This window comes from Streptomyces sp. NPDC060205, assembly GCF_042728395.1.
Lineage (GTDB): Bacteria > Actinomycetota > Actinomycetes > Streptomycetales > Streptomycetaceae > Streptomyces.
On the sequence record NZ_JBHWZP010000129.1, the window covers coordinates 1 to 24,554 of the forward strand.

General features: G+C 66.7%; 15 protein-coding genes. 10 read left to right on the forward strand and 5 right to left on the reverse strand.

Annotated features, from left to right (window positions below; all coding sequences use genetic code 11):
• Positions 1 to 52 precede the first annotated feature (52 nt).
• Positions 53 to 730: a potassium channel family protein gene (locus ACFWGJ_RS22730; protein ID WP_387327342.1), complete on the reverse strand. Its 678-nt coding sequence runs from the start codon at positions 728 to 730 to the stop codon at positions 53 to 55.
• Entirely contained in the window at positions 730 to 1,401 is a 672-nt protein-coding gene (locus tag ACFWGJ_RS22735) for a potassium channel family protein (RefSeq protein WP_387327345.1), read from the reverse strand. Before ACFWGJ_RS22735 ends, ACFWGJ_RS22730 begins: the two co-directional genes overlap by 1 nt.
• 520 nt (positions 1,402 to 1,921) lie before the next feature.
• Here ACFWGJ_RS22735 and ACFWGJ_RS22740 point away from each other — a divergent pair.
• The 4 genes from ACFWGJ_RS22740 to ACFWGJ_RS22755 all read left to right on the forward strand — a co-directional run bounded on the left by ACFWGJ_RS22740 (position 1,922) and on the right by ACFWGJ_RS22755 (position 7,674).
• Positions 1,922 to 3,982, forward strand: coding sequence for an APC family permease (locus ACFWGJ_RS22740; protein WP_387327348.1), 2,061 nt, complete (start codon positions 1,922 to 1,924; stop codon positions 3,980 to 3,982).
• Positions 3,983 to 4,211: 229 nt separating this feature from the next.
• Positions 4,212 to 5,552 (forward strand): class I SAM-dependent RNA methyltransferase, encoded by a 1,341-nt coding sequence (locus tag ACFWGJ_RS22745; protein ID WP_387327351.1) that lies wholly within the window; start codon positions 4,212 to 4,214, stop codon positions 5,550 to 5,552.
• Between the two features lie 311 nt (positions 5,553 to 5,863).
• The gene (locus ACFWGJ_RS22750) at positions 5,864 to 6,361 is read left to right on the forward strand and encodes a hypothetical protein (protein WP_387327354.1); all 498 of its coding nucleotides are present in this window, start codon (positions 5,864 to 5,866) and stop codon (positions 6,359 to 6,361) included.
• Between the two features lie 455 nt (positions 6,362 to 6,816).
• Entirely contained in the window at positions 6,817 to 7,674 is an 858-nt protein-coding gene (locus ACFWGJ_RS22755) for a hypothetical protein (protein ID WP_387327357.1), read from the forward strand.
• A gap of 224 nt (positions 7,675 to 7,898) precedes the next feature.
• On the opposite strand, the gene ACFWGJ_RS22760 is transcribed toward ACFWGJ_RS22755, so the two are convergent.
• The gene (locus ACFWGJ_RS22760; protein ID WP_387327360.1) at positions 7,899 to 8,120 is read right to left on the reverse strand and encodes a hypothetical protein; all 222 of its coding nucleotides are present in this window, start codon (positions 8,118 to 8,120) and stop codon (positions 7,899 to 7,901) included.
• A gap of 875 nt (positions 8,121 to 8,995) precedes the next feature.
• Here ACFWGJ_RS22760 and ACFWGJ_RS22765 point away from each other — a divergent pair.
• The 6 genes from ACFWGJ_RS22765 (at position 8,996) to ACFWGJ_RS22790 (ending at position 22,341) form a co-directional block, all read left to right on the forward strand.
• Positions 8,996 to 10,246 carry a hypothetical protein gene (locus ACFWGJ_RS22765; RefSeq protein WP_387327363.1) on the forward strand — a complete coding sequence of 417 codons (1,251 nt, stop codon included), beginning with the start codon at positions 8,996 to 8,998 and terminating at the stop codon, positions 10,244 to 10,246.
• 49 nt (positions 10,247 to 10,295) lie between these two features.
• Positions 10,296 to 12,728: a LamG-like jellyroll fold domain-containing protein gene (locus tag ACFWGJ_RS22770; RefSeq protein ID WP_387327366.1), complete on the forward strand. Its 2,433-nt coding sequence runs from the start codon at positions 10,296 to 10,298 to the stop codon at positions 12,726 to 12,728.
• A 198-nt stretch (positions 12,729 to 12,926) separates the two neighbouring features.
• Complete coding sequence (locus ACFWGJ_RS22775) at positions 12,927 to 19,340, forward strand: RHS repeat domain-containing protein (protein ID WP_387327369.1); 6,414 nt, start codon at positions 12,927 to 12,929, stop codon at positions 19,338 to 19,340.
• Positions 19,341 to 19,358: 18 nt separating this feature from the next.
• Positions 19,359 to 19,874 (forward strand): hypothetical protein, encoded by a 516-nt coding sequence (locus ACFWGJ_RS22780; RefSeq protein ID WP_387327372.1) that lies wholly within the window; start codon positions 19,359 to 19,361, stop codon positions 19,872 to 19,874.
• 515 nt (positions 19,875 to 20,389) lie between these two features.
• Positions 20,390 to 21,058, forward strand: a complete 669-nt coding sequence (locus ACFWGJ_RS22785; protein ID WP_387327374.1) for a hypothetical protein — start codon at positions 20,390 to 20,392, stop codon at positions 21,056 to 21,058.
• Between the two features lie 746 nt (positions 21,059 to 21,804).
• Complete coding sequence (locus tag ACFWGJ_RS22790; protein ID WP_387327377.1) at positions 21,805 to 22,341, forward strand: isochorismatase family cysteine hydrolase; 537 nt, start codon at positions 21,805 to 21,807, stop codon at positions 22,339 to 22,341.
• A gap of 62 nt (positions 22,342 to 22,403) precedes the next feature.
• Here ACFWGJ_RS22790 and ACFWGJ_RS22795 read toward each other — a convergent pair whose 3' ends face one another.
• Entirely contained in the window at positions 22,404 to 22,793 is a 390-nt protein-coding gene (locus tag ACFWGJ_RS22795) for an ANTAR domain-containing protein (protein WP_387327379.1), read from the reverse strand.
• 122 nt (positions 22,794 to 22,915) lie between these two features.
• On the reverse strand, positions 22,916 to 24,133 hold the full coding sequence (locus ACFWGJ_RS22800) for a cytochrome P450 (RefSeq protein WP_387327382.1): 1,218 nt from the start codon (positions 24,131 to 24,133) through the stop codon (positions 22,916 to 22,918).
• Positions 24,134 to 24,554 lie beyond the last annotated feature (421 nt).

Consider the following 24,554-nt stretch of genomic DNA (forward strand, 5'->3'; position numbering starts at 1 on the left):
GCCCGGATTTCTCCGGGCGCCCCCTACTCGTATCTGCTGGTGCCGCTGCTCGTCAGTCCCCCGTGCCCTCGCGGCGTACCGACAGCAGGTCCTCCAGTTGTTCCTCGCGGGCCTGGGCCGCCACGAAGAGGAGTTCGTCGCCCGCTTCCAGGGAGTCCTCGCGGGTCGGGGTGAGGACCCGGGTGCCGCGGATGATGGTGACCAGCGAGGTGTCCTCGGGCCAGGCCACATCGCCGACCTGGGTGCCGGCCAGCGCGGACTCCGGGGGCAGGGTCAGCTCGACGAGGTTGGCGTCGCCGTGGCTGAAGCGGAGCAGCCGGACCAGGTCGCCGACGCTCACCGCCTCCTCGACCAGGGCCGACATCAGACGGGGCGTCGAGACGGCGACGTCCACGCCCCACGACTCGTTGAACAGCCACTCGTTCTTGGGGTTGTTGACGCGGGCGACGACCCGCGGGACCCCGTACTCGGTCTTCGCGAGCAGGGAGACGACGAGGTTGACCTTGTCGTCACCCGTGGCCGCGATCACCACGTTGCAGCGCTGGAGCGCCGCCTCGTCCAGGGACGTGATCTCGCAGGCGTCGGCGAGCAGCCACTCCGCCATCGGGACGCGCTCGACCGAGATGGCGGTCGGCGCCTTGTCGATCAGCAGGATCTCGTGCCCGTTCTCCAGGAGCTCGCCCGCGATCGAGCGGCCCACGGCGCCGGCACCGGCAATGGCGACCCTCATCAGTGACCGCTCTCCTCTTCGGGGCCCTCGGCGAACGACGCCTCGACCTTCTCGATGTCGTCCGTGCGCATCATCACGTGCACGAGGTCGCCCTCCTGCAGAACCGTCTGCGAGGTGGGGAGCACCGCCTCACCCAGGCGGGTGAGGAAGGCCACGCGTACGCCGGTGTCCTCCTGGAGCCGGCTGATCCGCTGGCCCACCCACGCGGTCGACGCGTGCACCTCGGCGAGCTGCACTCCGCCGGTGGGGTCACGCCACAGCGGCTCGGCGCCCGACGGCAGCAGCCGGCGCAGCATCTGGTCGGCCGTCCAGCGGACGGTGGCGACGGTGGGGATGCCCAAGCGCTGGTAGACCTCGGCGCGGCGCGGGTCGTAGATACGCGCGGCCACGTTCTCGATGCCGAACATCTCGCGGGCCACCCGGGCGGCGATGATGTTCGAATTGTCGCCGCTGGAGACGGCGGCGAACGCGCCCGCCTCCTCGATGCCCGCCTCGCGCAGGGTGTCCTGGTCGAAACCGACGCCGGTCACACGACGGCCGCCGAAACCGGAGCCCAGTCGTCGGAAGGCGGTGGGGTCCTGGTCGATCACGGCGACCGTGTGCCCCTGTTGCTCCAGGGTCTGGGCGAGAGCGGAACCCACTCTGCCGCAGCCCATGATGACGATGTGCACGACCGTCCTTCCGGTGTGAAAAGTTACTGCTCAGGCTGAAACAGGGTCTCAGACCGACGCCCAAGCTACACACGCGCGGTCCGTCGGCGGCACCCCCGTGCACATTGGCCCCACACCGTGACGACGATCGGTCTCACACCGTGATGACGATCGGCCCGGCATCGTGAGGACGATCGGGCCGCCGGCGCCGGGGGCCGTCAGCGGCGGCTGATGCTGCGCACGCTGACGAGGGCCAGGACGCACAGGCCGACCAGTCCGGCCGCGGCGCCGATGAGCTCGGCGGTGGCGCCCGTGAGGTGCGCGGTGGCGAGCATGGAACCTCCATGAATTGGCAAAGGGGGGCAAAGTTTTGGCTTTTTTCATATAGGCACGGAGATTCCTCTGGCCAGGGATTACATAAGCGAGCACACACCTGATTTCACTCGTAGAGCAGATCCCGGTCACAGATCCCACCGATCAGGCGTCCCGGCGGGCGGGGGAGGGTGGGCGAGGCCGTGTTCGAGCGCTTACGATCCTCACCGTGTCCAAACTGACCGACGTGCCCAAACGGATCCTGATCGGGCGCGCACTGCGCAGTGACCGGCTGGGAGAAACTCTCCTGCCGAAGCGCATCGCACTCCCCGTTTTCGCTTCCGACCCGCTCTCCTCCGTGGCGTACGCGCCGGGAGAAGTGCTGCTCGTCCTGTCCATCGCGGGCGTGTCGGCCTATCACTTCAGCCCCTGGATCGCCGTCGCGGTCGTCGTGCTGATGTTCACCGTCGTGGCCTCCTACCGGCAGAACGTGCACGCCTACCCCAGCGGCGGCGGCGACTACGAGGTGGCCAACACCAACCTCGGTCCCAAGGCCGGCCTCACCGTCGCCAGCGCGCTGCTCGTCGACTACGTACTCACCGTCGCCGTGTCGATCGCCTCCGGCATCGAGAACCTCGGCTCGGCGATCCCGTTCGTCGTCGAGCACAAGGTCCTGTGCGCGATCGCCGTGATCGTGCTGCTCACGCTGATGAACCTGCGCGGGGTCAAGGAGTCGGGCAAGCTCTTCGCGATCCCGACGTACGTCTTCGTGACCGGTGTCTTCCTGATGATCGCGTGGGGTGCGTTCCGCTCGATCGTCCTCGGCGACACCATGAAGGCACCGACCGCCGACTTCACGATCAAGGCCGAACACCAGGGCCTCGCGGGCTTCGCGCTCGTCTTCCTGCTGCTGCGCGCCTTCTCCTCCGGCTGTGCGGCGCTCACCGGCGTCGAGGCGATCAGCAACGGCGTCCCGGCCTTCCGCAAGCCCAAGTCCAAGAACGCGGCGACCACCCTCGCAGCGATGGGCCTGCTGGCCGTCACCATGTTCTGCGGCATCATCGCCCTCGCCATGGCGACCAACGTCCGCATGGCCGAGCGCCCGGCGCACGACCTGCTGGAGAACGGGGTCGCGGTCGGCTCCGACTACGTCCAGAACCCGGTGATCTCCCAGGTCGCCGAGGCCGTGTTCGGCAGCGGCAGCTTCCTGTTCATCGTGCTCGCCGCGGCCACCGCGCTCGTGCTCTTCCTGGCCGCGAACACCGCGTACAACGGCTTCCCGCTGCTCGGCTCGATCCTCGCGCAGGACCGCTACCTGCCGCGTCAGCTGCACACCCGCGGCGACCGGCTCGCCTTCTCGAACGGCATCGTGCTGCTGGCCGGGGCGGCCATCCTGCTGATCTGGATCTACGGCGCCGACTCGACCCGCCTCATCCAGCTCTACATCGTCGGCGTGTTCGTGTCCTTCACACTGAGCCAGACCGGCATGGTCCGGCACTGGAACCGCCACCTGGCCACCGAGAAGGACCAGGCCAAGCGCCGCCACATGGTCCGCTCCCGCGCCATCAACGCGTTCGGCGCCTTCTTCACCGGCCTGGTCCTGGTCGTCGTCCTCGGCACCAAGTTCACGCACGGCGCCTGGGTCGCCCTGCTCGGCATGGTCATCTTCTACGCGACGATGTCCGCGATCCGGAAGCACTACGACCGGGTGGCCGAGGAGATCGCCGCGCCCGAGGGCCCGTCCGACGACACCCTGCGCCCCTCGCGCGTGCACTCCGTCGTGCTGATCTCCAAGATCCACCGGCCGGCGCTGCGGGCCCTCGGCTACGCCAAGCTGATGCGCTCCGACACCCTGGAGGCGCTCAGCGTCAACGTCGACCCGGCCGAGACGAAGGCTCTGCGCGACGAGTGGGAGCGGCGCGGCTTCACCGTGCCGCTGAAGATCCTCGACTCGCCGTACCGCGAGATCACCCGGCCGGTCATCGAGTACGTGAAGGGGCTGCGCCGAGAGTCCCCGCGCGACGTGGTGTCGGTGATCATCCCCGAGTACGTGGTCGGCCACTGGTACGAGCACCTGCTGCACAACCAGAGCGCGCTGCGGCTCAAGGGCAGGCTGCTGTTCACGCCGGGCGTGATGGTGACATCCGTGCCGTACCAGCTGGAGTCCTCCGAGGCGGCCAAGAAGCGGGCCCGCAGGCGCTCGGAGTGGACCGCTCCCGGTTCGGTGCGGCGCGGTCCGGCGGAGCACCGGCCGAAGGAGCCGTCGGGGCCGTCGGGGCCCAAGCGCTGAGGACTCGGGAGGACCCGGGAGGGCCTGGGTGGCCGGGGCCGGTGTGCTCGTGGTGAGCGGTCGGGTGGCGTCCACGTAGACTGGTGGGCTGTTGTCCGGCCGCTCCGGCTGCTCCGGCTTTTCCGGCTGCCTGGCGGTTTCGGCCGCCGTCGGCAGTACCGGCCGCCTCGGTAGCCCCGGCCGTCAGTTCTGGCAGTCCGTTCCCACTCGCATCTGGAGTCACCCCGTAATGCAGGCAGAACCGAAGAAAACGCCGGCGGGGTCCCTCGTGGGGCAGGAGTACGAGGTCGAGGTCGGTCCCGTCGCGCACGGCGGGCACTGCGTCGCCCGCACCGACGCCGGCCAGGTCCTCTTCGTACGGCACGCGCTGCCCGGCGAGCGGGTGCTCGCGCGGGTGACGGACGGCGAGGAGGACTCGCGGTTCCTGCGCGCGGACGCGGTCGAGATCCGGGAAGCCTCCAAGGACCGGGTGGCGGCCCCGTGCCCCTACGCGGGACCCGGGCGCTGCGGTGGCTGCGACTGGCAGCACGCCAAGCCGGGGGCGCAGCGGCGGCTCAAGGGCGAGGTCGTCGCCGAGCAGCTCCAGCGGCTCGCGGGCCTCACTCCGGAGGAGGCCGGCTGGGACGGCACGGTCATGCCGGCCGAGGGCGACAAGCTCCCGCCCGGCGAGGTGCCCGCCTGGCGTACGCGCGTGCAGTACGCGGTCGACGAGGACGGCAACGCCGGTCTGCGCCGCCACCGTTCGCACGAGGTCGAGCCGATCGAGCACTGCATGATCGCCGCCCCCGGGATCTCCGAGCTGGGCATCGAGAAGCACGACTGGTCCGGCATGGAGTCCGTCGACGCGATCGCCGCGACGGGTTCGCAGGACCGCATGGTCATCCTCGAACCGAAGCCCGGCGCCCGGCTGCCCCTCGTAGAACTCGACAAGCCCGCCTCCGTGATGCGCGTCGACGAGCACGACGGCGGCATCCACCGGGTGCACGGCCGCGCCTTCGTCCGCGAGCGCGCCGACGGCCGTACGCACCGGGTCGGCAGCGGCGGCTTCTGGCAGGTCCACCCGCAGGCGGCCGACACCCTGGTCAAGGCCGTCATGCAGGGCCTGCTGCCGCGCAAGGGCGACATGGCGCTCGACCTGTACTGCGGCGTCGGCCTCTTCGCCGGCGCGCTCGCCGACCGCATCGGCGACAAGGGCGCGGTGCTCGGCATCGAGTCCGGCAAGCGCGCGGTGGAGGACGCCCGGCACAACCTCGCCGCGTTCGACCGCGTCCGCATCGAACAGGGCAAGGTCGAGGCGGTCCTGCCGCGCACCGGCATCACCGAGGTCAACCTCATCGTCCTGGACCCCCCGCGCTCCGGCGCCGGCAAGAAGACGGTCCAGCAACTGACGACACTGGGCGCCCGCAAGATCGCATACGTGGCCTGCGACCCGGCGGCGCTGGCCCGGGACCTGGCGTACTTCAAGGAGGGCGGATACCGGGTGCGGACGCTGCGGGCGTTCGATCTGTTTCCGATGACGCATCATGTGGAGTGCGTGGCGATCCTTGAACCGGTGGCAAAGGGCGCCTGACCTGCGGTTTTGCGCGTGCGCGTTATGGGTGGTGTGGGCGTTACGGGCGAACCGACGCTCCCCTCCCGGCGTACCTGGACGCGTGGTCCATTCACGGTGCGCTGTCATCAGCAGTCCTAGAGACCTCCGCGCCCGTCGGCGCCCCCGACAAACTCGGTGTCCGTCTGATCCTGGACGGACTCGACGCGGTGTCCCTCGCACGTGCGGCTGCCTTGCTCACTGAAGCGCGCTCCCTAACGGCGGATTGGCCCGGCTCCCGTGTCGTGGCGACCGCTCGGCCCGGCCTGCCCGGTGCCCGGGACAGCGAGCGGATGGCCTACCCGCTCTTGAGCGAGGAGGAGGCCGCGTCGCTCGCGCAGCGCATCTGCGGGCAGCACGTCCACGCCCCCGTCGGATCTGCGGCAGTACATGAGGCGTTGAACCTGCCCCTGTTCGTCATCATCGCGGCGCTGTCGTTCCGCGAGAGCCGTGAAGTGCCATCCTCAAGTATCGACTTCTTGGAAAACCTCGCGGAACGAGTGCTACGCCGGCCCGGTGCCGATATCAGCGGGGTCCGTATCGGCCTGGCACACCTGGCACGTCTAGATATCGAGGCCGACGGCCCCGTTCCGACCGGGGAAGTCGGGGGCGACTCTGAGGTTGAGGCGCTGATCGCCTCACGCCTGGTGGTGCGCCGGGGCCGCACGCTGGCATTCGGCCTGCCGATCCTGGAGCAGTACTTCGGTGGCAAGGGTGTGCTGGACAACGGGCTACCAGAGGGGAGGGTGTCGAAGGGCTGGGTTTCGAACGTGGCCTCACGGTCGGGGTAGTCGCGGTCCCAGGCGCGGATGACTGTGGCGACCTTCGAGGCCGGCTCGTCGATGCCGGGGCCGATGACGCCGAACTGCCAGGGCTTGTCGCCCTTGCCCACCGTCGGCAAACCAGTGCCACACGCGCTCGCTGAAGATGTCGCCGCTGCGGCGGTTGAACAGTGCCGGGACTTCCAGTTCGAGGAACACGCCAAGCCATGCGGCGGATCACTCATCCACGAGAACTCCGCAAGGAAAACCAGGAGTTGGCTGCGAAGCATCGCGGCGGTTGCTACCCTGACGGCGTTGACTTGTCTAACCTGAGCGCAGAGGCTCAGGAGTTCCGACGTATGGACACCGGCCACAACCGTCGTCTCACGGGTGTATGTGCACTCACTCTGCGATAGCAGTGCAGCAGGCAGAATTTTTTGGCGTCCAACTCAAACGCCGACCGGTGCGGCGAGTGAGGTATTGGCGTGCCAAATTCTGTAAAGAAGCGAGCTGCGCATACACGCAAGGCATATTCGGGTGAGATTTACGAAGCTGCGCTTGCCGGGATCTCGAATGATCGCACCCATGGGCTGGATTCTTGCGCGCCGGGACAGCGGAAGATGAACGCTTTGCTAGCTCTCGGTCTATTCAACCGTGGTGAAGACGGTGCACCTCCTGCGAAGTGGTTGTTGAGTACCCTTACCTGGTACACGATTACCGTGTCGCCCCGCTGGAATCAGCTGGTATTCATCAGTGATGCCCCGGATAATGTCACCAGGTATCTGGTGCCGCATGGTGACAGCACCCCAAGGTTTCCGGGAATGCGATTGCGGGCTATCCACGATTACCGGACGTATGCATTGGAGCATGTCCCTACACGGGCAACGTTGGTAGTCACGAGCCGACTAGATGGAAAGCTGCAGGGGGTGCGAGAAGGTTCGCACTTCGATTTTCGCACGCTTGAGGACCCACTGGACTCGGTAGAAGAGCGCCAGCTTGCCGACATTCCACCTATGGGTGGTGCAGCCCAGACCCTGTTGGCTGGCATGGCTGCCCGGATGTCGATGACAGACCCTAAGGGGCGGTGGGCGACGGGGAACTGGTACTGGGACCCCTTGCGACGTAGTGACGGCAGGGGTCGCGATGACGATTCGGATCCCCGGCGCAGGCTTTGGGGAGCAGGCGATGAATGGGAAGCCCAGTGGACAGGGCTTCCTTATCCAGAAGATGTCGCGACAGCGCTAACGGACCCTATGGTCGGTATTTCTGGAGCGAGAGTCGCGAAAACCAAGAGAGTGTACGACGTGACGTTCGGCGATTCGGTTCTCAAGATTCACATTTAGTGGAGATTTTAAGGACGGGTCCGCCAGTCGCCTTCGCGTAGAGAGTCATCGTCGTGTTTGAATTCCCGCAGAGTGCTCTTGCTGAAATGCCGTGGTGGGCTGCATTCTTCCTCATTCTTCCGCTCTTTGTGCTGAGTTTTGCCCGCGCCATTCTTCCAAAGGAATCGCGTGACCGCTACATGTGGTGGGTTGCCCTTTGGGAGCACTGCCGTAAGCGTGCGGCTTTAAAAAGGAAGAGGTGGGAGCGCCGTCGAGCCGTCACGGAGGAAAGGGGGCAGGATCAGGTGCAGGGTCCCCCTTCTCCTTGAAGGTGCGGGGACCTCGTCGCGGATCTGCTCATCGAGCCAATCCGGGTGCAGCGTGCAGATCTTGGTGCCGGCGCCCGACGCTTCTGCTTGCATCAGGAGGGCGAGCTTCTGCGCGACAGCTTGCGGGCCTTCGCTCACCGTGTAGTCCCCGAAGCGCACTGGGGGCTGTGCTCGGCGCTCACGGTGGACCGAACCCAAGGGACGGTCGAGGTGCAGCACGTCGACGAGCGGCGCTACCCATAGTGGGAATCCTTGCCTCAGGTGATCAAGCTCTGCCGTTCGTGGTCGGTGACTTTTTTCGCAGTGACGGGCGCGGCGTCGGCAGACGCGAACGCGCTGGTCAGCAGTCTCTTCTGCGTGAGCGGATGGTGGAGCACAAGTCGTCATGAGGTGGATCGCGCCTCACGGCAGATGTGTTCTGACCAGGTGGTTCCGGACACCGAAGCAGGATCCGGAACCATCTAGCAAGATCACGCCAGGACTCGTGATCCGCTGGCCGTGGGTTCGAGTCCCACCCGCCCCACCTCAGTGGCGCCCTGACCTGCGGAAGTGTTCCTCGTGAGGTATCGGAGGGGCAACTTCGGTTGAACGGACTGAATCCGCTGCCCGCGAGTTCGGAATCTCGACTGGAGGTGCCTGTGGGCTCAGGCGCCATCCGGCTGAGGGCGGTCAGCCCGCCACCCTGTGTATACCTCATACGACCGGCCTGCCGCGGGGACCACCACCCGTCGCCCCTCCGACCCGTCCGCGCTCCAGGAGGCTCAGGGTGTTGATATCCGGCGGCGCCGAATTCCCGCAAGGCATTTTCTGTTCATCGAATATTCGACATAAGTTTGCCCATGGAAGGACTTTTATTTCCCTGGGGAAGGGTTTCGAGAAGGGGCCGTGAACGTCTTGCGCAAGTGTCTTCATCCCTCCACCAGGAAACTCTTGTCATGGACAAGAAGTTGATGTTGTATATGGCTGCTCCAGGGGGCTTAACGCTGCTTTACACGGGATGAGGGGTGGGGTCGGTGCGTGAGCGTTTCCGAAGACGCGTGTGGCCGGATGGCATTTTCACGGTTGTGATGGCTACTGTCTTGCTGCTCGGATTCACGCCGATGACGTACGCCGGTGTTTCCGCCGCTGCCGAGGGCGACGCTTTTGTTTCTGCACAGAGCGAGGCTGCGCAGGCTCTGGCGAAGGCCAGTGAGACGGGTGAACGTGTAGAGGTGCTGGGCGAACGGTCGCAGGACACGACCGTGTACGCCAACACGGACGGAGCGACGTTCACGCTGGAACAGTCGGCCGTCCCGGTGCGGGTGGCGACGTCAGACGGGGGTTGGCAGGTACCGGACGCGACCCTGGTGCGCAGGACGGACGGGACGGTGGCACCGAAAGCCGCCGCAGTGAGCATGGAATTCTCCGGCGGTGGGGACGACAGTCCGCTGGCGCGCGTCGAGAAGGGCGGCCAGTCCCTGGCACTGGGATGGCTCGACACATTGCCGAAACCCGAACTGGACGGGACGAGCGCTGTGTACCGCGACGTTTTGAAGGACGTCGACCTCAAGGTGACGGCCTCCGTCCAAGGTTTCCGGCACGTTCTGGTCGTGAGGACTCCCGAAGCGGCCGTGCAGCCCGAACTGGAGCGGATCGAGTACTCCCTGCAGACGTCCGAACTGAGCGTCGTCGAGAACAACAGTGGCGGTTACAACGCCGTCGACGCCGACGGCAACTGGGTGTTCCGTGCGCCGAGGGCACAGATGTGGAACTCGGCGGGTTCCGGATCGACCAGGCCGGGGGCGGTCATGTCGGCGGCGCGCGCGGGGGACGCGGCGGTGGACCCGGGCGAGGGAGCAGACGACGGCGAGCCCGGCGCCGAACCGATGGCTGGTGACACGGTGAAGCCGATGGACGTGAGCGTGGATGAGGACTCGCTCACGGTCACGCCCGACCCGGCCCTGCTGACCGATACGGCGGAGCAGCACTTCCCGCTCTACATCGACCCCACCGTGACCTGGGGCGAGGCGGCGGACCCTGCTGCGCTCGGACGGCTACGAGTCGTACGGCTGGGGCAATGGGGAAGACGATCTGGGCAAGGGCGTCGGCAAGTGCGCTACCTGGGGCGGCTATTACTGCGGTCCGGGCTATACACAGCGGCTGTACTTCGAGTTCTCGCCGGCCAACCTGAAGGGCAAGCGGGTGCTGGACGCCACGTTCCGGGTGACCGAGCCGTGGGCGTTCCAGTGCGACCCGAGATGGGTTCAGCTGTATCGGACCAATAACATCTCCTCGTCGACGACTTGGGCGTCGCGTCCCGCTCATCTGGATCTGGTGGGCGACCGGAATGTCTCCGCGGGCCGCGGTTCCTCGTGCGACCCGGACACGCCGGCAGCGCCGATCGAGTTCAACGACGACCCTGATGAGAGCTACGAGAACCTCACGCCGACGGTGAAGAATTTCGCGGACGGCAAGTTCTCGCGCCTGACGCTGATGCTCAAGGCCAAGGACGAGACGGACGCGTCGGCGTGGAAGAGGTTCCGCAACGACGCCGTCCTGGCCGTCACCTATGTGGGCCTGCCCGCGGTGCCGACCAGTCCGACGGTCGCGTCCTCGTGCGAGACGAACTCAGCCGATCCGGCGTGGATATCCGATCCGACGCCGAAGTTCAGTGCCCGTGTGCAGGCGGCCTCGGGGGGTGAGAGCGGGGCGAGTCTGCGGGCCCACTTCTATGTTCAGCGCAGGACGGCCGATGGATGGACGGCGGTGGCGACCGAGCCGATCCGCCCGTCCAGCGGTTATGTGGGGGACAACGCCGCGGTGACCGTGGATTCTCCGGTCACGCTGGCGCAGAACACCGCTTACCGTATGGCCGTGTTCACCCGCTCCTACTACAACAGCGGTGACAGTGCGATCGAGAGCCACAGCACGGTGACGACGAAGGGCTGGTGCTACTTCACGGTCGACTCGACCCGTCCGAAGGCGCCGGCGGTCACTGTCCCCAAGGGAGCGGTGTACGCGGTGTGCCCCGAGGACGGTGACGGCTGCGGCGTGGCGACGGGCGGCCCCGGTGTCGCGGGACAGTTCATCTTCACCAAGAACTCGGCCGATTCCAATGTCGTCGCCTTCGAGTACAAGCTGGCCACCGACAAGGCATGGACGAAGGCGGCGGCGACGAGCACGCTGACCCGCTCGGTCAAGCCGGCGCTGTCGGGTGTGCAGGTCCTGTACGTGCGGGCGGTGGACAGCGTCGGGACCGGGCAGTCGGGAGAGACCGCGGCGATCCGTTTCAACGTCGCGGAGGGCGAGGGACCCTCGGGGTTGTGGCACTTCGACGACGGTGTCCCGGGGTCCGGGACGACGGCTGCCGTTGACGAGGGAACGGCACCTGGAAGTCGGCACAACCTCGCCCTGCGTACCGCCGGAGCGGGCTGGTCGACGTTCTCCCGGACCGGCGAGGGAGGACGGTCGTTGTGGCTGAACGACACCGCGGACACCGCCAACCAGAACGGATACGCCGAATCCACGGGACCCGTGGTCAACTCGCAGTCCTCATTCACGGTGTCGGCCTGGGCCTACCCGACGGACGACACGGCCTTCCGTACGGTGCTGTCCCAGACCGGCAGCGACAACAAGGGATTCTCGCTGTACTACTCGCCAGGTGTCGGCCGCTGGGTGTTCCTGATGCACTGGTACGAGAACGGCACCCGTAAGTACATCGGCGCCAACGCGGACGCCACGCCGGGCATCACCCCGAGGACCTGGACCCATCTGGCCGGTGTCTACGACGGTGACGCCCACACCCTGAGCCTCTTCGTCAACGGGCAACGCCAAGGAGATCCCGTACCGGTGCCGGACGCCGGGATGCCGACCGTCGTGGACGGCGGATTCCAGGTCGGCCGCGCAGGAACCACCAGCGGCACGTACAACAACTACTGGAAGGGCCGCATCGACGAGGTCGCCACGTACCAGACTGCGCTGCCGGACGCCGAGGTCGCCAAGGTCGCCAAGCTGCTGACCGCGGACGGAACCGCCCGCGCGGTAGAGCTCGTGGCGGCATGGCAACCTCAGGGCAGCACGGGCACCGCCGCCCTCACCGACACGGTCAGCGGCTACGGCCGCGCCCTGCAACTGAACGACGGTGCCACCGTCACCGACGGCGCGATCGTGCTCGACGGCAAGAACGACTCGGTCACGACGTCAGGGCCGGTCGTCGATGACCGGGAGTCGTTCACGGTGAGCACTGAGGTCGAACTCAACCAGACGGCCCTGAAGGACGAGACGAACGGCTACACGGCCCAGGTCCTCGGACAGCGGACGGCCGACGGCTCGGCATGGGGCCTGTGGTACCAACGCACCGGTGCCGAGGAGTACGTCGACGAGGAGACGGGCGATCTGCTGACCCGGCCCATCGGGTTCTGGCGTTTCGGCCGCCTCAACACTGACGGTTCCTTCACCGCGGTCGACTCCGAAGAGGCGGCGGAGGGCGGCGCGGTACGCCTGACCGGGGTGTACGACGCCCAGGAAGGGACGATCCGACTGCACCTCGCCTCGATCCAGAACGGTGTGGACACCGCGTACACCGCGGTGCTCGGCTCCGGGGAATTCGCCGGCGGCAAGGGCTTCGTCGACGGTGCCTGGGGCCATTACCTGCCCGGCCGGATCACGGACGTCAGGATCTGGGCCGGTGCAGCCGCCAACAGTGACCAGGTTGGCGGCATGGTAGGCGTCGCGCAGGACGACGAGAACGACGACGTGTCTGGTTGATCGATTGATCCAGCGGGACGACAGGCCCGGTCAACCCGTTCGCAGGGCCGTGCTGTCGCTTCTCCCGCTCGTACGGCGCGGTGCCCGCGCCGTACGGCCGCTCACCCATGCTCAGTTGGCCCGTGACCCTGATGGGGGTTGTTCGTGTTCGGAAGACGGATGCCACGTGGCAGCCATCGGCATGATCGCGCTAGAAATGTGCTGATTTTGTTGCTGTCGGTAGCGGTGACCGGCGGTGGTCTGACACCGGTCGCGCAGGCTGCGGGCGGCTCGAACGGCCTGAAGCCGTTGTGGGAACGGCAGGTCACTCCTACCGAGGAGGTGACCGGGCTCGGCGCCAAGGCGGAGCGAGCGGTCGTGTCCACCGGGAGGAAGAAGAACAAGACCCAGGCCGACAACGCCAAGGCTGAGCAGCAGGCCGCCTGGCCGCGAGGCGGCAGCGGCAGGATACCCATCTCGCCTGCGGGAAGGAAGGACCGGACGGAGGTCGGCGGGCTCCCCGTCACTGTCGCCGCTCCCAAGACAGCGAAGTCACCCGCCGACGGAACCGCGCGGGTAAAGGTACTGGGACATCAGGCTGCGATGGACGCGGGCGTCAAGGGGGTCCTGCTGTCCGTCGACACCGTCGATGACAGTGGCATCACGGACATCGCAGTGGACTACAGCCGGTTCGCCTCCGCGTACGGCGGTGGCTGGTCGGGACGTCTGGGTCTGGTCCGGATGCCGGAGTGTGCCCTGACCACCCCTGAGAAGGACGAATGCCGCACCACCACCGAGGTGGCGTCTGTCAACGACATCAACGGCCAGACCGTCACCGGCCCTGTCGCCCTGTCGGCCGCCGCGCCTACCGTGCTGGCTCTTGCCGCGACCACACCAGGAGAGTCCGCGTCCGGTTCCGGAACCTACGCTGCCACCCAACTGTCATCCGCGTCCACCTGGGTGGCCGGCGGCTCGTCAGGCACGTTCACCTGGTCCCAGCCCATTGAGGTCCCGCCCGCGCCCGGTCCGGCCCCTGATCTCTCCCTCGGCTACGACTCCGGATCGGTCGACGGAAAGACCGCGTCGACGAACAACCAGTCCACCCAGTTCGGCGAGGGGTTCACTTCCAGTGCTGATTCCTACGTCGAGCGCACCTACGGATCGTGCGACGAGGATGGCCAAGAGGACAAGTTCGACCTGTGCTGGAAGTTCGACAATGCCAGCCTCGTCCTGAACGGCAGGTCGTCCGAACTGGTCAAGGACGACACCACGGGCAAGTGGCGGCTGAAGGATGACGACGCTTCCACGGTGACCCTGTCCACGGGCGCTGAAAACGGCGACGACAACGGCGAGCACTGGACCGTCGTCACGGGTGACGGCACCCGATACGTCTTCGGTTTGAACAAGCTGACCGGCGCCGACACCCAGCGCACCAATTCGGTGTGGACCGTGCCGGTGTTCGGTGACGATTCCGGTGAGCCCGGCCACAGTCAGGGGGACGCGTTCGCAGACCAGGCCGTCACCCAGGCGTGGCGGTGGAACCTCGACTATGTCGAAGACCTGCATGACAACGCCATGTCGTACTGGTACACGAAGGAGACCAATTCCTACGCCAAGAACGGCGCTGACACCGCTACTGCTTCCTACACCCGGGGCGGCTACCTCACAAAGATCCTCTACGGACAGCGCGCGGACGCTCTGTTCACCGGAGTGACATCGGGCAAGGCGGAGTTCACCTATGCCGAGCGCTGTACCGCCTCCGACTGCACCGAGCTGAAGGACTCCACCGCACCGAACTGGCCCGACGTCCCCTTCGACGCGGTCTGTGCCTTGGACAAGGACTGCGACGCGACCGGTCCGTCGTTCTTCACACGCAAGCGGCTCACGGAGATCGACACGTCCGTCTGGACCGCCGGCACCAGCAAGTTCACGGCGGTGGACAACTGGAAACTGACGCAGGAGTATCTCGATGGCGGGGACATCGGTGACACGACCGATCAGACCCTGACACTCAAGAGCGTGCAGCGCACCGGCAAGAACGGCACAGCGATCAGCCTGAACCCGGTCACTTTCACCTACGACATGCGGTCCAACCGAGTGGACGGTGACCGCGACGACATTCTGCCGCTCACCAAACCCCGCATCCGTACCGTCACCTCGGAGTCCGGCTCCATCACCGATGTGACCCTGTCGGATCCGGAATGCGTGCGCGGCAGCACCGTACCCGCAGCCGAGGACAAGAACGCCTCCTCCTGCTACCCGCAGTACTGGCACATCAACGGCGCCAAGGAAGCCTCCGTCGACTGGTTCCACAAGTACCGCGTCACGGACGTCGTCACCAGCGACCTCACCGGCCACGGCGCGACCATGGAGAGCCACTACGCCTACGAGACCCCGGCCTGGCACTACAACGACTCGCCCTTCACCCCGGCCGATGAGCGTACCTGGTCGATCTGGCGCGGCTACCGCACCGTCACCGTCACCCAGGGCTCTGGCTCAGGTCTGTCGAAGAAGACCTCGGTCTACCTCCAGGGCATGAACGGGGACCGGGTCCTGACCGCCGACGGCACCCTGGACCCGGACACCCGGCGGACCGCGACTGTGCCCGGCAAGGACCTCACCGGTCTGGACGTACCCGACCAGACCGACAGCGAGCAGTTCGCCGGTTTCCCCCGGCAGGAGATCACCTACAACGGCTCGACCCCCCTCGCCGCCACCGTCAGCGACCCCTGGTCCAAGCAGACCGCCACCCAGCACAAGTCCTACGCCGACACCGAGGCGTACTACGTCCGCACTGCCAAGACCACCGGCCACACCTATCTCACGGCCACCCGGTCCTGGCGCTCCACCGCCTCCGCCACCACGTACGACGACTACGGCATGGCCGTCAAAGCCGAGAACACAGGCGACACCGCCAAGACCGGCGACGAGACCTGCACCCGCACCTGGTACGCCCGCAATGACAGCCTCGGCATCAACTCCCTCACCTCACGTATCCGCACGGTGGGCCGAGCCTGCTCCGTCGCCGAGACAGACCTGTCTCTGCCCCCCAGCGCGGCGAGCGCTGGTGACGTCGTAACCGACACGGCCACCGTTTATGACAAGGCCGACGCCGGCGCGTGGACCGCGGCCCAGACGCCCACCAAGGGCGAACCGACGTGGAACGGTCGAGCCTCCGCCTACCCGGCTCCCGCGACCGGTGGCGAGCGCGCGCCGACGTCCTGGCAGACCGTCAGCCGCATGACCTACGACATCCTTGGCCGCCCCGCCACCACCACGGATGCCGCAAGCAACGTGACAACCGTCACCTACACCCCCGCGACCACGGGCCCGCTCACCCGAACCCAGACCAAGGACGCCAAGCTCTACAGCACCTTCGCCTACATCGACCCGGCTCGTGGCCAGACCACCAAGACCTTCGACCCCAACAACCGAATCACGGAAACCGCCTATGACGCACTCGGCCGCACCACATCGGTATGGCTGCCCAACCGCAGTCACGCAGGCGGCCAGAGCGCCAATTACGTCTTCGGCTACGGCCTATCCAGTACCGCTCCTTCCTGGACCTCCACCGGCACTCTGCAAGCCGACGGCGAGACGTACTCCACCTCCTACACGATCTACGACTCGCTCCTGCGCGCCCTTCAGACCCAGACCCCCGGTGCTACCAGCGGCCGCATCCTCACCGACACCCGCTACGACAGCCGGGGCCTGGCCTACGAGGCATACGCCGACATCTTCGACACCGCCGGCCCATCCGGAACATACGCACAGACCGAGTACGGTGAAGCGCCCAGCCTGACCAAGACCGGCTACGACTCCGCCGGACGCCCGACCACTACAACCTTCCTGGTCGGCGGTGTGCAGAAGTGGCAGACCACCACCACCTACACCGGTGACTCCACCGCCACCAGCGCCGTCACCGGCGGCTCAGCCAGTCGCACCGTCACCGACGCCCTCGGCCGTACGGTCGAGACCCGTCAGTACGCGAGCACATCGCCCTCCGACAGCGACTACGGCAACGGCGTGGGAGCCGACTTCGCCAGGACCCGCTTCACCTACACACCCGCCGGCAAGCAGAAGACAGTCACAGGACCGGACGGCGCGAACTGGTCGTACACCTACGACCTATACGGCCGCGAAATCTCCGCGACGGACCCGGACAAGGGCACCACGACCACCGGGTATACAGCGCTCGACCAGAAAGCCTGGGTAAAGTCTGCCGGCGGACAGGCTGTCATCTCCGTCTACGACGTACTCGGCCGGGTCACCGATACATGGAAGTCAGTGGTCAACGCCGATCTGGCCGACTCCACGGTGCTTGCGGCACAGAAAACAGATGCCAACAAACTCACCCACTTGACCTACGACACCGTTGTCTTGGGCAAGGGCAAGGCTGCCACGTCCACGCGATATGTCGGGGGGACCGGTGGCAAGGCGTACACGCAGTCCGTCACCGAGTACGACAGCCGCTACAACGCCACCGGTTCGAAACTCACCCTGCCCGTCGACGAGCAACTGGTCACCTCGGGCGCCCTGGACTCCAACGTCCTGGACCTCACCGCGCACTACAAGATCGACGGTAGCCTGGAACAGACCACTGAACCCGCAGCCGGCGGCCTCCCGGCGGAGACCGTCGAGTACGACTACTCCGCCCACGGCCTGCCCACCACCCTCACCGCCGGCGGCAAGGGCATCGTGCTGAACACCACTTACACCGATCTCGGTCAGGTCTCCACCCGCCGGTTCGGCGTCTCAGAAGCCACCGGTACGGGCAAGGTCGACGTCCAGCACGGTTACGAGGACGGCACCCACCGTCTCCTCCAGACACAGGTCCGCGCACAGACCCACGCGTACGACGCGCTGAACCTGCACTACAGCTACGACGAAGCCGGCAATGTCACTGGGATCTCCGACGCCACCACCCTCGCGGGTGCCGGCAAGGCCGACACCCAGTGCTTCACCTACGACGGTTACCAACGCATGACCGAGGCATGGACACCGACCACCCCGGACTGTGCCGACACCGGACGCTCCGTCACCAACCTGGGCGGCGCGGCGCCCTATTGGATGAGTTACACCTACAACAACGCAGGTCAGCGGGCGACCGAAACAACCCATGCCACCAGCGGCACAACGACCACCTCCTACTGCTACCAGGAAGGTGCCATCCGGCCCCACACCCTCCTGGCCACGACCACCGGCACCTGCACCGGCGCCACCGCCCAGTACGCGTATGACACCGACGGCAACACGACCAAGCGCCCGGACGGCAGCACCACGCAAAATCTCGACTGGGACAGCGAAGGCAGGCTCACCCGCCTGACCGAGAGTCCGAGCAGTGCCGCCCGCGTCACGGACTATCTGTACGGAGCCGACGGCAACCTGCTCATCCGCCGCACCACCGCTGGTGAGACCGTCCTCTACTTGGGGACCACCGAGGTGCACGTGAAGGGCGGCACAGCGTGGGCGAATCGCTACTACACACACGGCGGCGAGACCGTCGCCCTGCGCAGTAATCGGTCAGGCGCAACGAAGATCACCTATCTCGCCGGTGACCAGCACGACACCAACACGGTGGCGATCACCTCGGACACCCACGAACTGACCAAGCGGTACCTGACCCCCTTCGGGGCCGAACGGGGCAGCAACGCCGCAAGCTGGCCGGACGACAAGGGATTCCTCGGCAAGACCACCGACAACGACACCGGCCTCACGCATGTTGGCGCACGCGAATACGATGCCGAACTCGGGCAGTTCATCAGCGCTGACCCGCTCCTGCAGACCAACATTCCACAGACCCTCAACGGCTACAGCTACGCGGCACAGAATCCCGTCACCCAGGCGGACCCGAGCGGCATGGGTCTGGCCTGCGGTCCGCAATGGGGCATCGCCTGCCCGACACGCCCCAATGGCACACCTGGCAACGGCCGACCAGGCGAAGCCGTCAAGCCCACGGGAGGCACCGCGAGCGGCGGGTCGGGCAACAGTTCGGTCACCGGAACGCTCAGCATGCCAGGAAGTGCGAAAGCGGCGACGCCGCACAAGGGTGCGCCGTACAAATCAGAGTGGAGCCTGTTGGACTACATCAGCCCCTCCATGTCCCAATCGATCGCACTGTACGACGACCTGACGAAGGGTGCGTGTGCTGTCGGCCTGAAGCTGTCCTGTGATCTGTGGAAGCATTACCGCGGGGCCAGCGGGGACGACTACGACCTGGACGCGGCCACGGTGGACGACCTGTTGGGTGACGCGGGAATGCGCGGACTCGTCACCCGCCAGATGACCAGCTGGGGACGTGAAGCAGCAGGTAGCTGCAAGGGAAGCAAGGCGTGCACCTTCAACGCGGACAGTGGTTGGCTACCGGGAACCTTCAAGGGCCTGGACGCCAAGAACGCAATCGGTAACGTGAAGTACCGCATCAATGCCTCGGTGACGGTCGGCGCAGACGATCGCGTCACCAGCACTTATCGTGTCAATCTCTTCAAGAACTGGAACTTCGACAGAGGGAAGAAAGCGCCCGTCCCGCACACCGGGGCTTCGATCGATCTGGGTCAGTTCCTGGATCTCCATGAGCATGGATACGCGCAGGAGTACGACATGCTCGGTACCAGCTCACTGCACGGTTTCTAACCGATGGGACAAGGCGAAATGAAGATTCGGCTCAACGGGCGCGAACTGGGCTACGGAGTCTTTCTGCCGGCTCTCGTCGCGCTGACCTGCTGGGGGTGCGGTGCGGCTGACGCGGCACCGAGCACCGACGCTGGAGGGCAGGGCGACCCGCGGATGTACAACGGGTGCGCCGACGGGCGAAGCCTTGAGCAGATGCAGCGCATCTATGGCCTCGCCATTCCCGCTGCGGCGAAGGTCCTACGGTACTGCGATCAGGAGAGCTGGTCGGGAAGTGAAGGGGAGTTGCAGTTCGATACGTCCAAGAAAGGGCTTCATGCTTTCCTGACCGAATCCGGACAGGAGAACTTGAACCTGGTGAAGGGCGAGCCTGCGGATACGGATAGGGAATGGCAGGAACTTCCTACGGGCGTGTCGATGGAGAGCGGCACGTACGTCAATCGGATCGACGACTGCGACAACGCCGTCATGCTCGACATCCAAGATATGCGGGCTGAGAAGGTGCGCGTATACATCAGAGTCGTGTGCGCTTCCTGACCGATCCGGTGCGGACCTTGCACCCGCCGTATCGCGGGTGCAAGGCATCCTCCAACTGCACCGGGAGTTCTGCCGAAGCATGCCAAGTCAAAGCCGACGAGTGCTTCGTGCCTGAGCGGCGCTGCAGGGATCCTGGCTGGTTTCCGGCCCATCCTGCGCTGGAAGCCCCCGCCCTGGAGGCTGGCCACCCGGTGGATTGCGCCCTGCACCTCGACAACCGCGGACTGCTTCCGTAGCCCTCCTGCCTCTGCGCGCGCGGGCCAATGACCCTCGTCGACGCCGACCGTACATCCGTGCTCGCGTACCCGCTCCAGCGCGTGCTCGGCGGCCCCGGTACCCTCGACGCGCTCAGCCGACTGAACCTTGTCTCCAGTCTTTTCCTCCCGTTAGTCAACGAACATTCTGCGGTGGCGCTATCGAGGCCGGGCGGAACGACGGCCGCAGTGTGAGCGCGGGCGTCGCGGCCAGTTTTCTCGAACTGGCGGCATGAGTGAAAAGAGAGGCGAGTAATTGACATGAATCCCCTGGACATCCTCATCAAGCAGCAGGTGGTGCCGGTCGCCAAGGCGGTCGGTTTCACGAAGAAGGGCAGAGTCTTCCGACTGGCGGCCGCCAATGGCGATCACCTGCTGATGCACTTCGACACTCATAAGGTCGACCCGAAGAAGTATGTCTTCGACGTTACCTTCTGGATCGTTCCTCTGCCCCACTGGGAGTTCTTGAGGCGGCAGGAAGTCGTCCCGTCCGAGCCTCACGCCGGCGGTGCACTGGCGACCTACCCCGTGGTGCCGCCGGCCGTGGTCGCCCACGAACCCGAGGACGAGATGCCGTTCCGGTCCCGGTGGGCCTTTTCCGAACCGAAGACGCGGGACATATGTGGACGGGAACTGGCCCGTGTCCTGGCCGAGGAGGCGTTCCCGAGGGTGATACGTCTGCTCGATCGCAGGACCTTCTTGGAGGAGACGCGGGTCAATCCCAATGGTGAGCTGGTCCGACTGGGAGGTGCTACGCAGAGCGAGATCATGTTGCGCATCGACGACGACCCAATTGCGGAACTCACTGCTTTGCTCGACAGGGCGGAGGAGGACGGACTTTCTGCGTCCGTCGTCATGTGGGCACGGCAGCGGTTGAGGCGGCGTGCGATACAGGAGGGGGGAACCGAGTGCGTAATTCCGGGACGTTGAGGCAAGAGATTGCGCTCGGTCGGGCAGGTCGAGGTTCTGCGGTCGTGGAGTTCTTCCGCGTGCTGGACCCCGATTCGTTGTGCGCGCTCCTGGCCGACGACCGGTCCACCGATCTCGTTGGTGCCTTTACCGATCGGATGTACCAGGATCTTGGCTGGGGCGGTTCACTGGGCGAGTGCGCCTGCACGGCGTACCTGCTGGTGAGGATCAGGGCATACGAGGAGTCGCGTGTGCGGCTCCGGCATATCCGTCACGAGGCCGTTCAGGTATGGGAGGCGAGCCGGGGAAAGGCGTCCTTGTAAAGGCCGTCGTGCAGGACGTTGTTGTACAGGCCCATGCGCTGGCGCGGTTTGCCCAGGTCGTACGAGGTCACCCCGGACCAGCCATGTGCAGTGGTAGCTCCACGGCTCCCTGGATCGGACCGTGCAGCTTGCCCAGCGACTCCGGCGGACGCCGCCGGCAGTTCTTCCGATACGGCGCGAGACCATCCACAGGTTTTCGACCGTGACGCTCGTTTGACGCTCCGGGCACTCACGTACAGGACGGCGAGCCGAGAAACTGGCTCTGACCTGGTCTTTTCCATTACCTGCTCAGGACGACAGCTTTTCGATGACGCACCATGTGGAGTGCGTGGCGATCCTGGAACCGGTCGCTAAGTGCGCCTGAGCCGCAAGGCAGTGGCCTAGGTCGGCCCGGTGTCGGCCGGTGGATGTGCTGGGGCGGCGCGGGCGGGGGATGGTGGTGGCATGACCGGATCCGCGCTCATCGTCATCGACATGATCAATACCTACGAGCACAAGGACGCGGAGCTCCTGCTCCCCGCGGCGGAGGCGGCGCTGCCCGGGATCGTGTCGTTGCTCCGGCGGGCCCGGGCGGCCGGCATTCCGGTGATCTACGCCAACGACAACTGGGGCCAGTGGCGTTCCCACCACGGTGAGCTGCTCGAAGAGGCCCTGGCGACGCCGCATGCCGCTCTTGTGGAGCCCGTGCGTCCGGACGAGGAGTCCTTGTTCATCGTGAAGGCCCGGCACTCCATCTTCTACGAGACACCGCTGACGTATTTGCTGGCCGAGCTCGGCGTCGACCGGGTGGTCCTGACCGGGCAGGTGACCGAGCAGTGCGTGCTGTATTCGGCGCTCGACGCGCACATCCGGCATCTCGATGTCGTCGTACCCGCGGACGCCGTGGCCGCCATTCATCCGGAACTCGCGGATGCCGCGCTGAGCATGATGCGGCGGAACATGGGCGCGGAGATCACGCGGGCCTCGGACGTCGCGTGGTGAGTGAGTGAGTGGGCAGGTGAGCCGGTTGCTGGGTGCGTCGATGTCGGGTGCCGGCCGGTTGTTCAGCCGTCCCGTGACGATCGCCAGCGCGCCAGTGCCTGGAGCAGGTGCTCCTCGATGGGGGCGGGCAGCGGCTCGTTCTGCGTCGTCGCGATGAGGGCCTTGGCCACGTCGTGCACCTTGATGTTGGAGTGCTGGGACACGTGGACCAGGATCTGCCAGGCCTCCTCGGCGGTGCACGACCAGGCCGCCATCAGCACCCCGCGTGCCATGTCGACGATCGGCCGCCGCTCCAGCGCCTTCCTGAGCTGCTCCGTCTCCGCGAGCAGTTGCTCCCCCGTCGGCATTCTGCCTTCCGTGCATCCGAGGTCACGGCTGGTGTCGCGCTGCGCGCCGTGCGGGAGTCGTTCGGCGAGGTCGCGCCGGGGGCCGGGGCGCTGGGAAGGGCGCATGGTGGGAGCCTTCCCGTCCGTTGCTCATCGACACATGGACACATGGACACATCGATACATAGACACATTGACACACAGGTGCATGGGCGTACTTCGCATCGGACGTCCGGCGTCGGCGCGTGCTATCGCCGGGGCCTCAGGACGAAGCCGCTGCGTGGCGCTGTGGGGATGCGCCGCAGCGGGATGCGGAGGTCCTGCGCCGGTACGTCGTACCGCAGCGCGGCGAGCCGGGGGATCAGGGTTTCGAGGACCGTCAGGGTGACGTCCTCGCCGGGGCAGCGGTGGTTGGCGGCGGGGTCGCCGCCGCCCTGCGGCACCAGTTCGTCGCGCCCGGGCTCACGGCCGAGGAAACGGCCGGGATCGAAGGTGTACGGCTCGGGCCAGAGCCCGGGGTCGTGGTTCTGCCCGTACAGGTCGAGCAGGACCATGCTCCCGGCGCGGATGTCCTGTCCGTCCCAGCGCAGATCGGTGGTGGCCAGGCCGCCGACGAAGGGCGCGAAGGGATAGAAGCGCCGCACCTCGTGGGCGAAGGCGCGGGCGTGGGCCGTGTCACCGCCGGCGAGGAGTTCGCGGTGCTCGGGCCGGCGGTGCAGGGCGTGCGCGGCGAAGGTGAGGAACCATGTGACCGCCACCGTCGGACGGATCACGTTCAGGATCTCGACCGCCGCGGTGTGCGCGTCCAGCGGCTGCCCGTCGGCGTCGGCATGGGCGGCGGCGGTCGCCAGTACGGAACCGGCCGGGGCCTTCTCCCTGCCGTTGCGGACCGCCTCCACCTGCCGGGCGAGCCAGGCCTCCTGACGGGCGCGCGCACGGCGGGCCCGCAGATGGCGGGGGCCTGGCGAAGCGAAGCCGTCGACCATCGCGAGGAGATCGCGCGCCGTCCGACGGGCCTTGTCTTCGGTACGCGGGATGCCGGACCAGGCGCAGACCGCGCGGGTGAGCAGCAGGCCCGCCTCGTCGAAGAGCACCACCTCGTCGTCGCCGGCCCACCGCTCGCGGGCGCGGCCCCACTCGGCTCCGAGGTGGTCGGCCAGTGACGCGAGACCCTCGCGGTCCTTGAGCAGGGACATGAACAGGGCCTTGCGCACCCGGTGCTGCGGGCCGTCGAGCGTGTGCACGGCCCCGCGCCCGAACAGTGTGTCGAGAAGGGGGCCCGGCAGGGCGCCCTGGCGTTGGACGTGGCTCTCGTCGTAGAAGAAGCGCACCGCTTCGGGGCCGTGGAGCGCCACGGTGTCCTTGCCCATGAGGCGGGTGTGCACCGGCCTGCCGCGGCTGCGACGGCGGCGGTCCGGCAGCCACGCGTACCCCTGGACCAGCAGTGCCATGGTGCTGTCGAACACGTGGAGCCTCTCTGGGCGATGGCGATGGCGATGGCGATGGCGATGCCGATGGCGGTGGCGATGGCGATCGCGTTGGTCAGGAGTCGCGTCGGCCGCGCCGCTGTACGTCGTCCTGGGCGTCCTCGTTCGGGGTCAGGGCGTCGGCCCCCTCGCGGTCCTTGCCGCGCCGCTCCCCGTCGTCCACCACGCTCGTCTCGGCTTCCTCCGCCGCGTGGAGAACCTCGCCGGCCGCCGTCTCGGGGTGCCCGGCGTGCTTGGCGTGCTCGGCGTGCTTCTGGTGCCGGTCGTGCGCGGGCCGGTGCCCAGCCCCCTCCTGGTCGTGGTCACTGTGGCATCAGGTGCGTGTACGCGCCGCGTTCGGTGTCGCCCCAGCCTGCGCCGGCCGCGGTGTCGCGTGAGGAGTCGGACATCCGCGAACGTT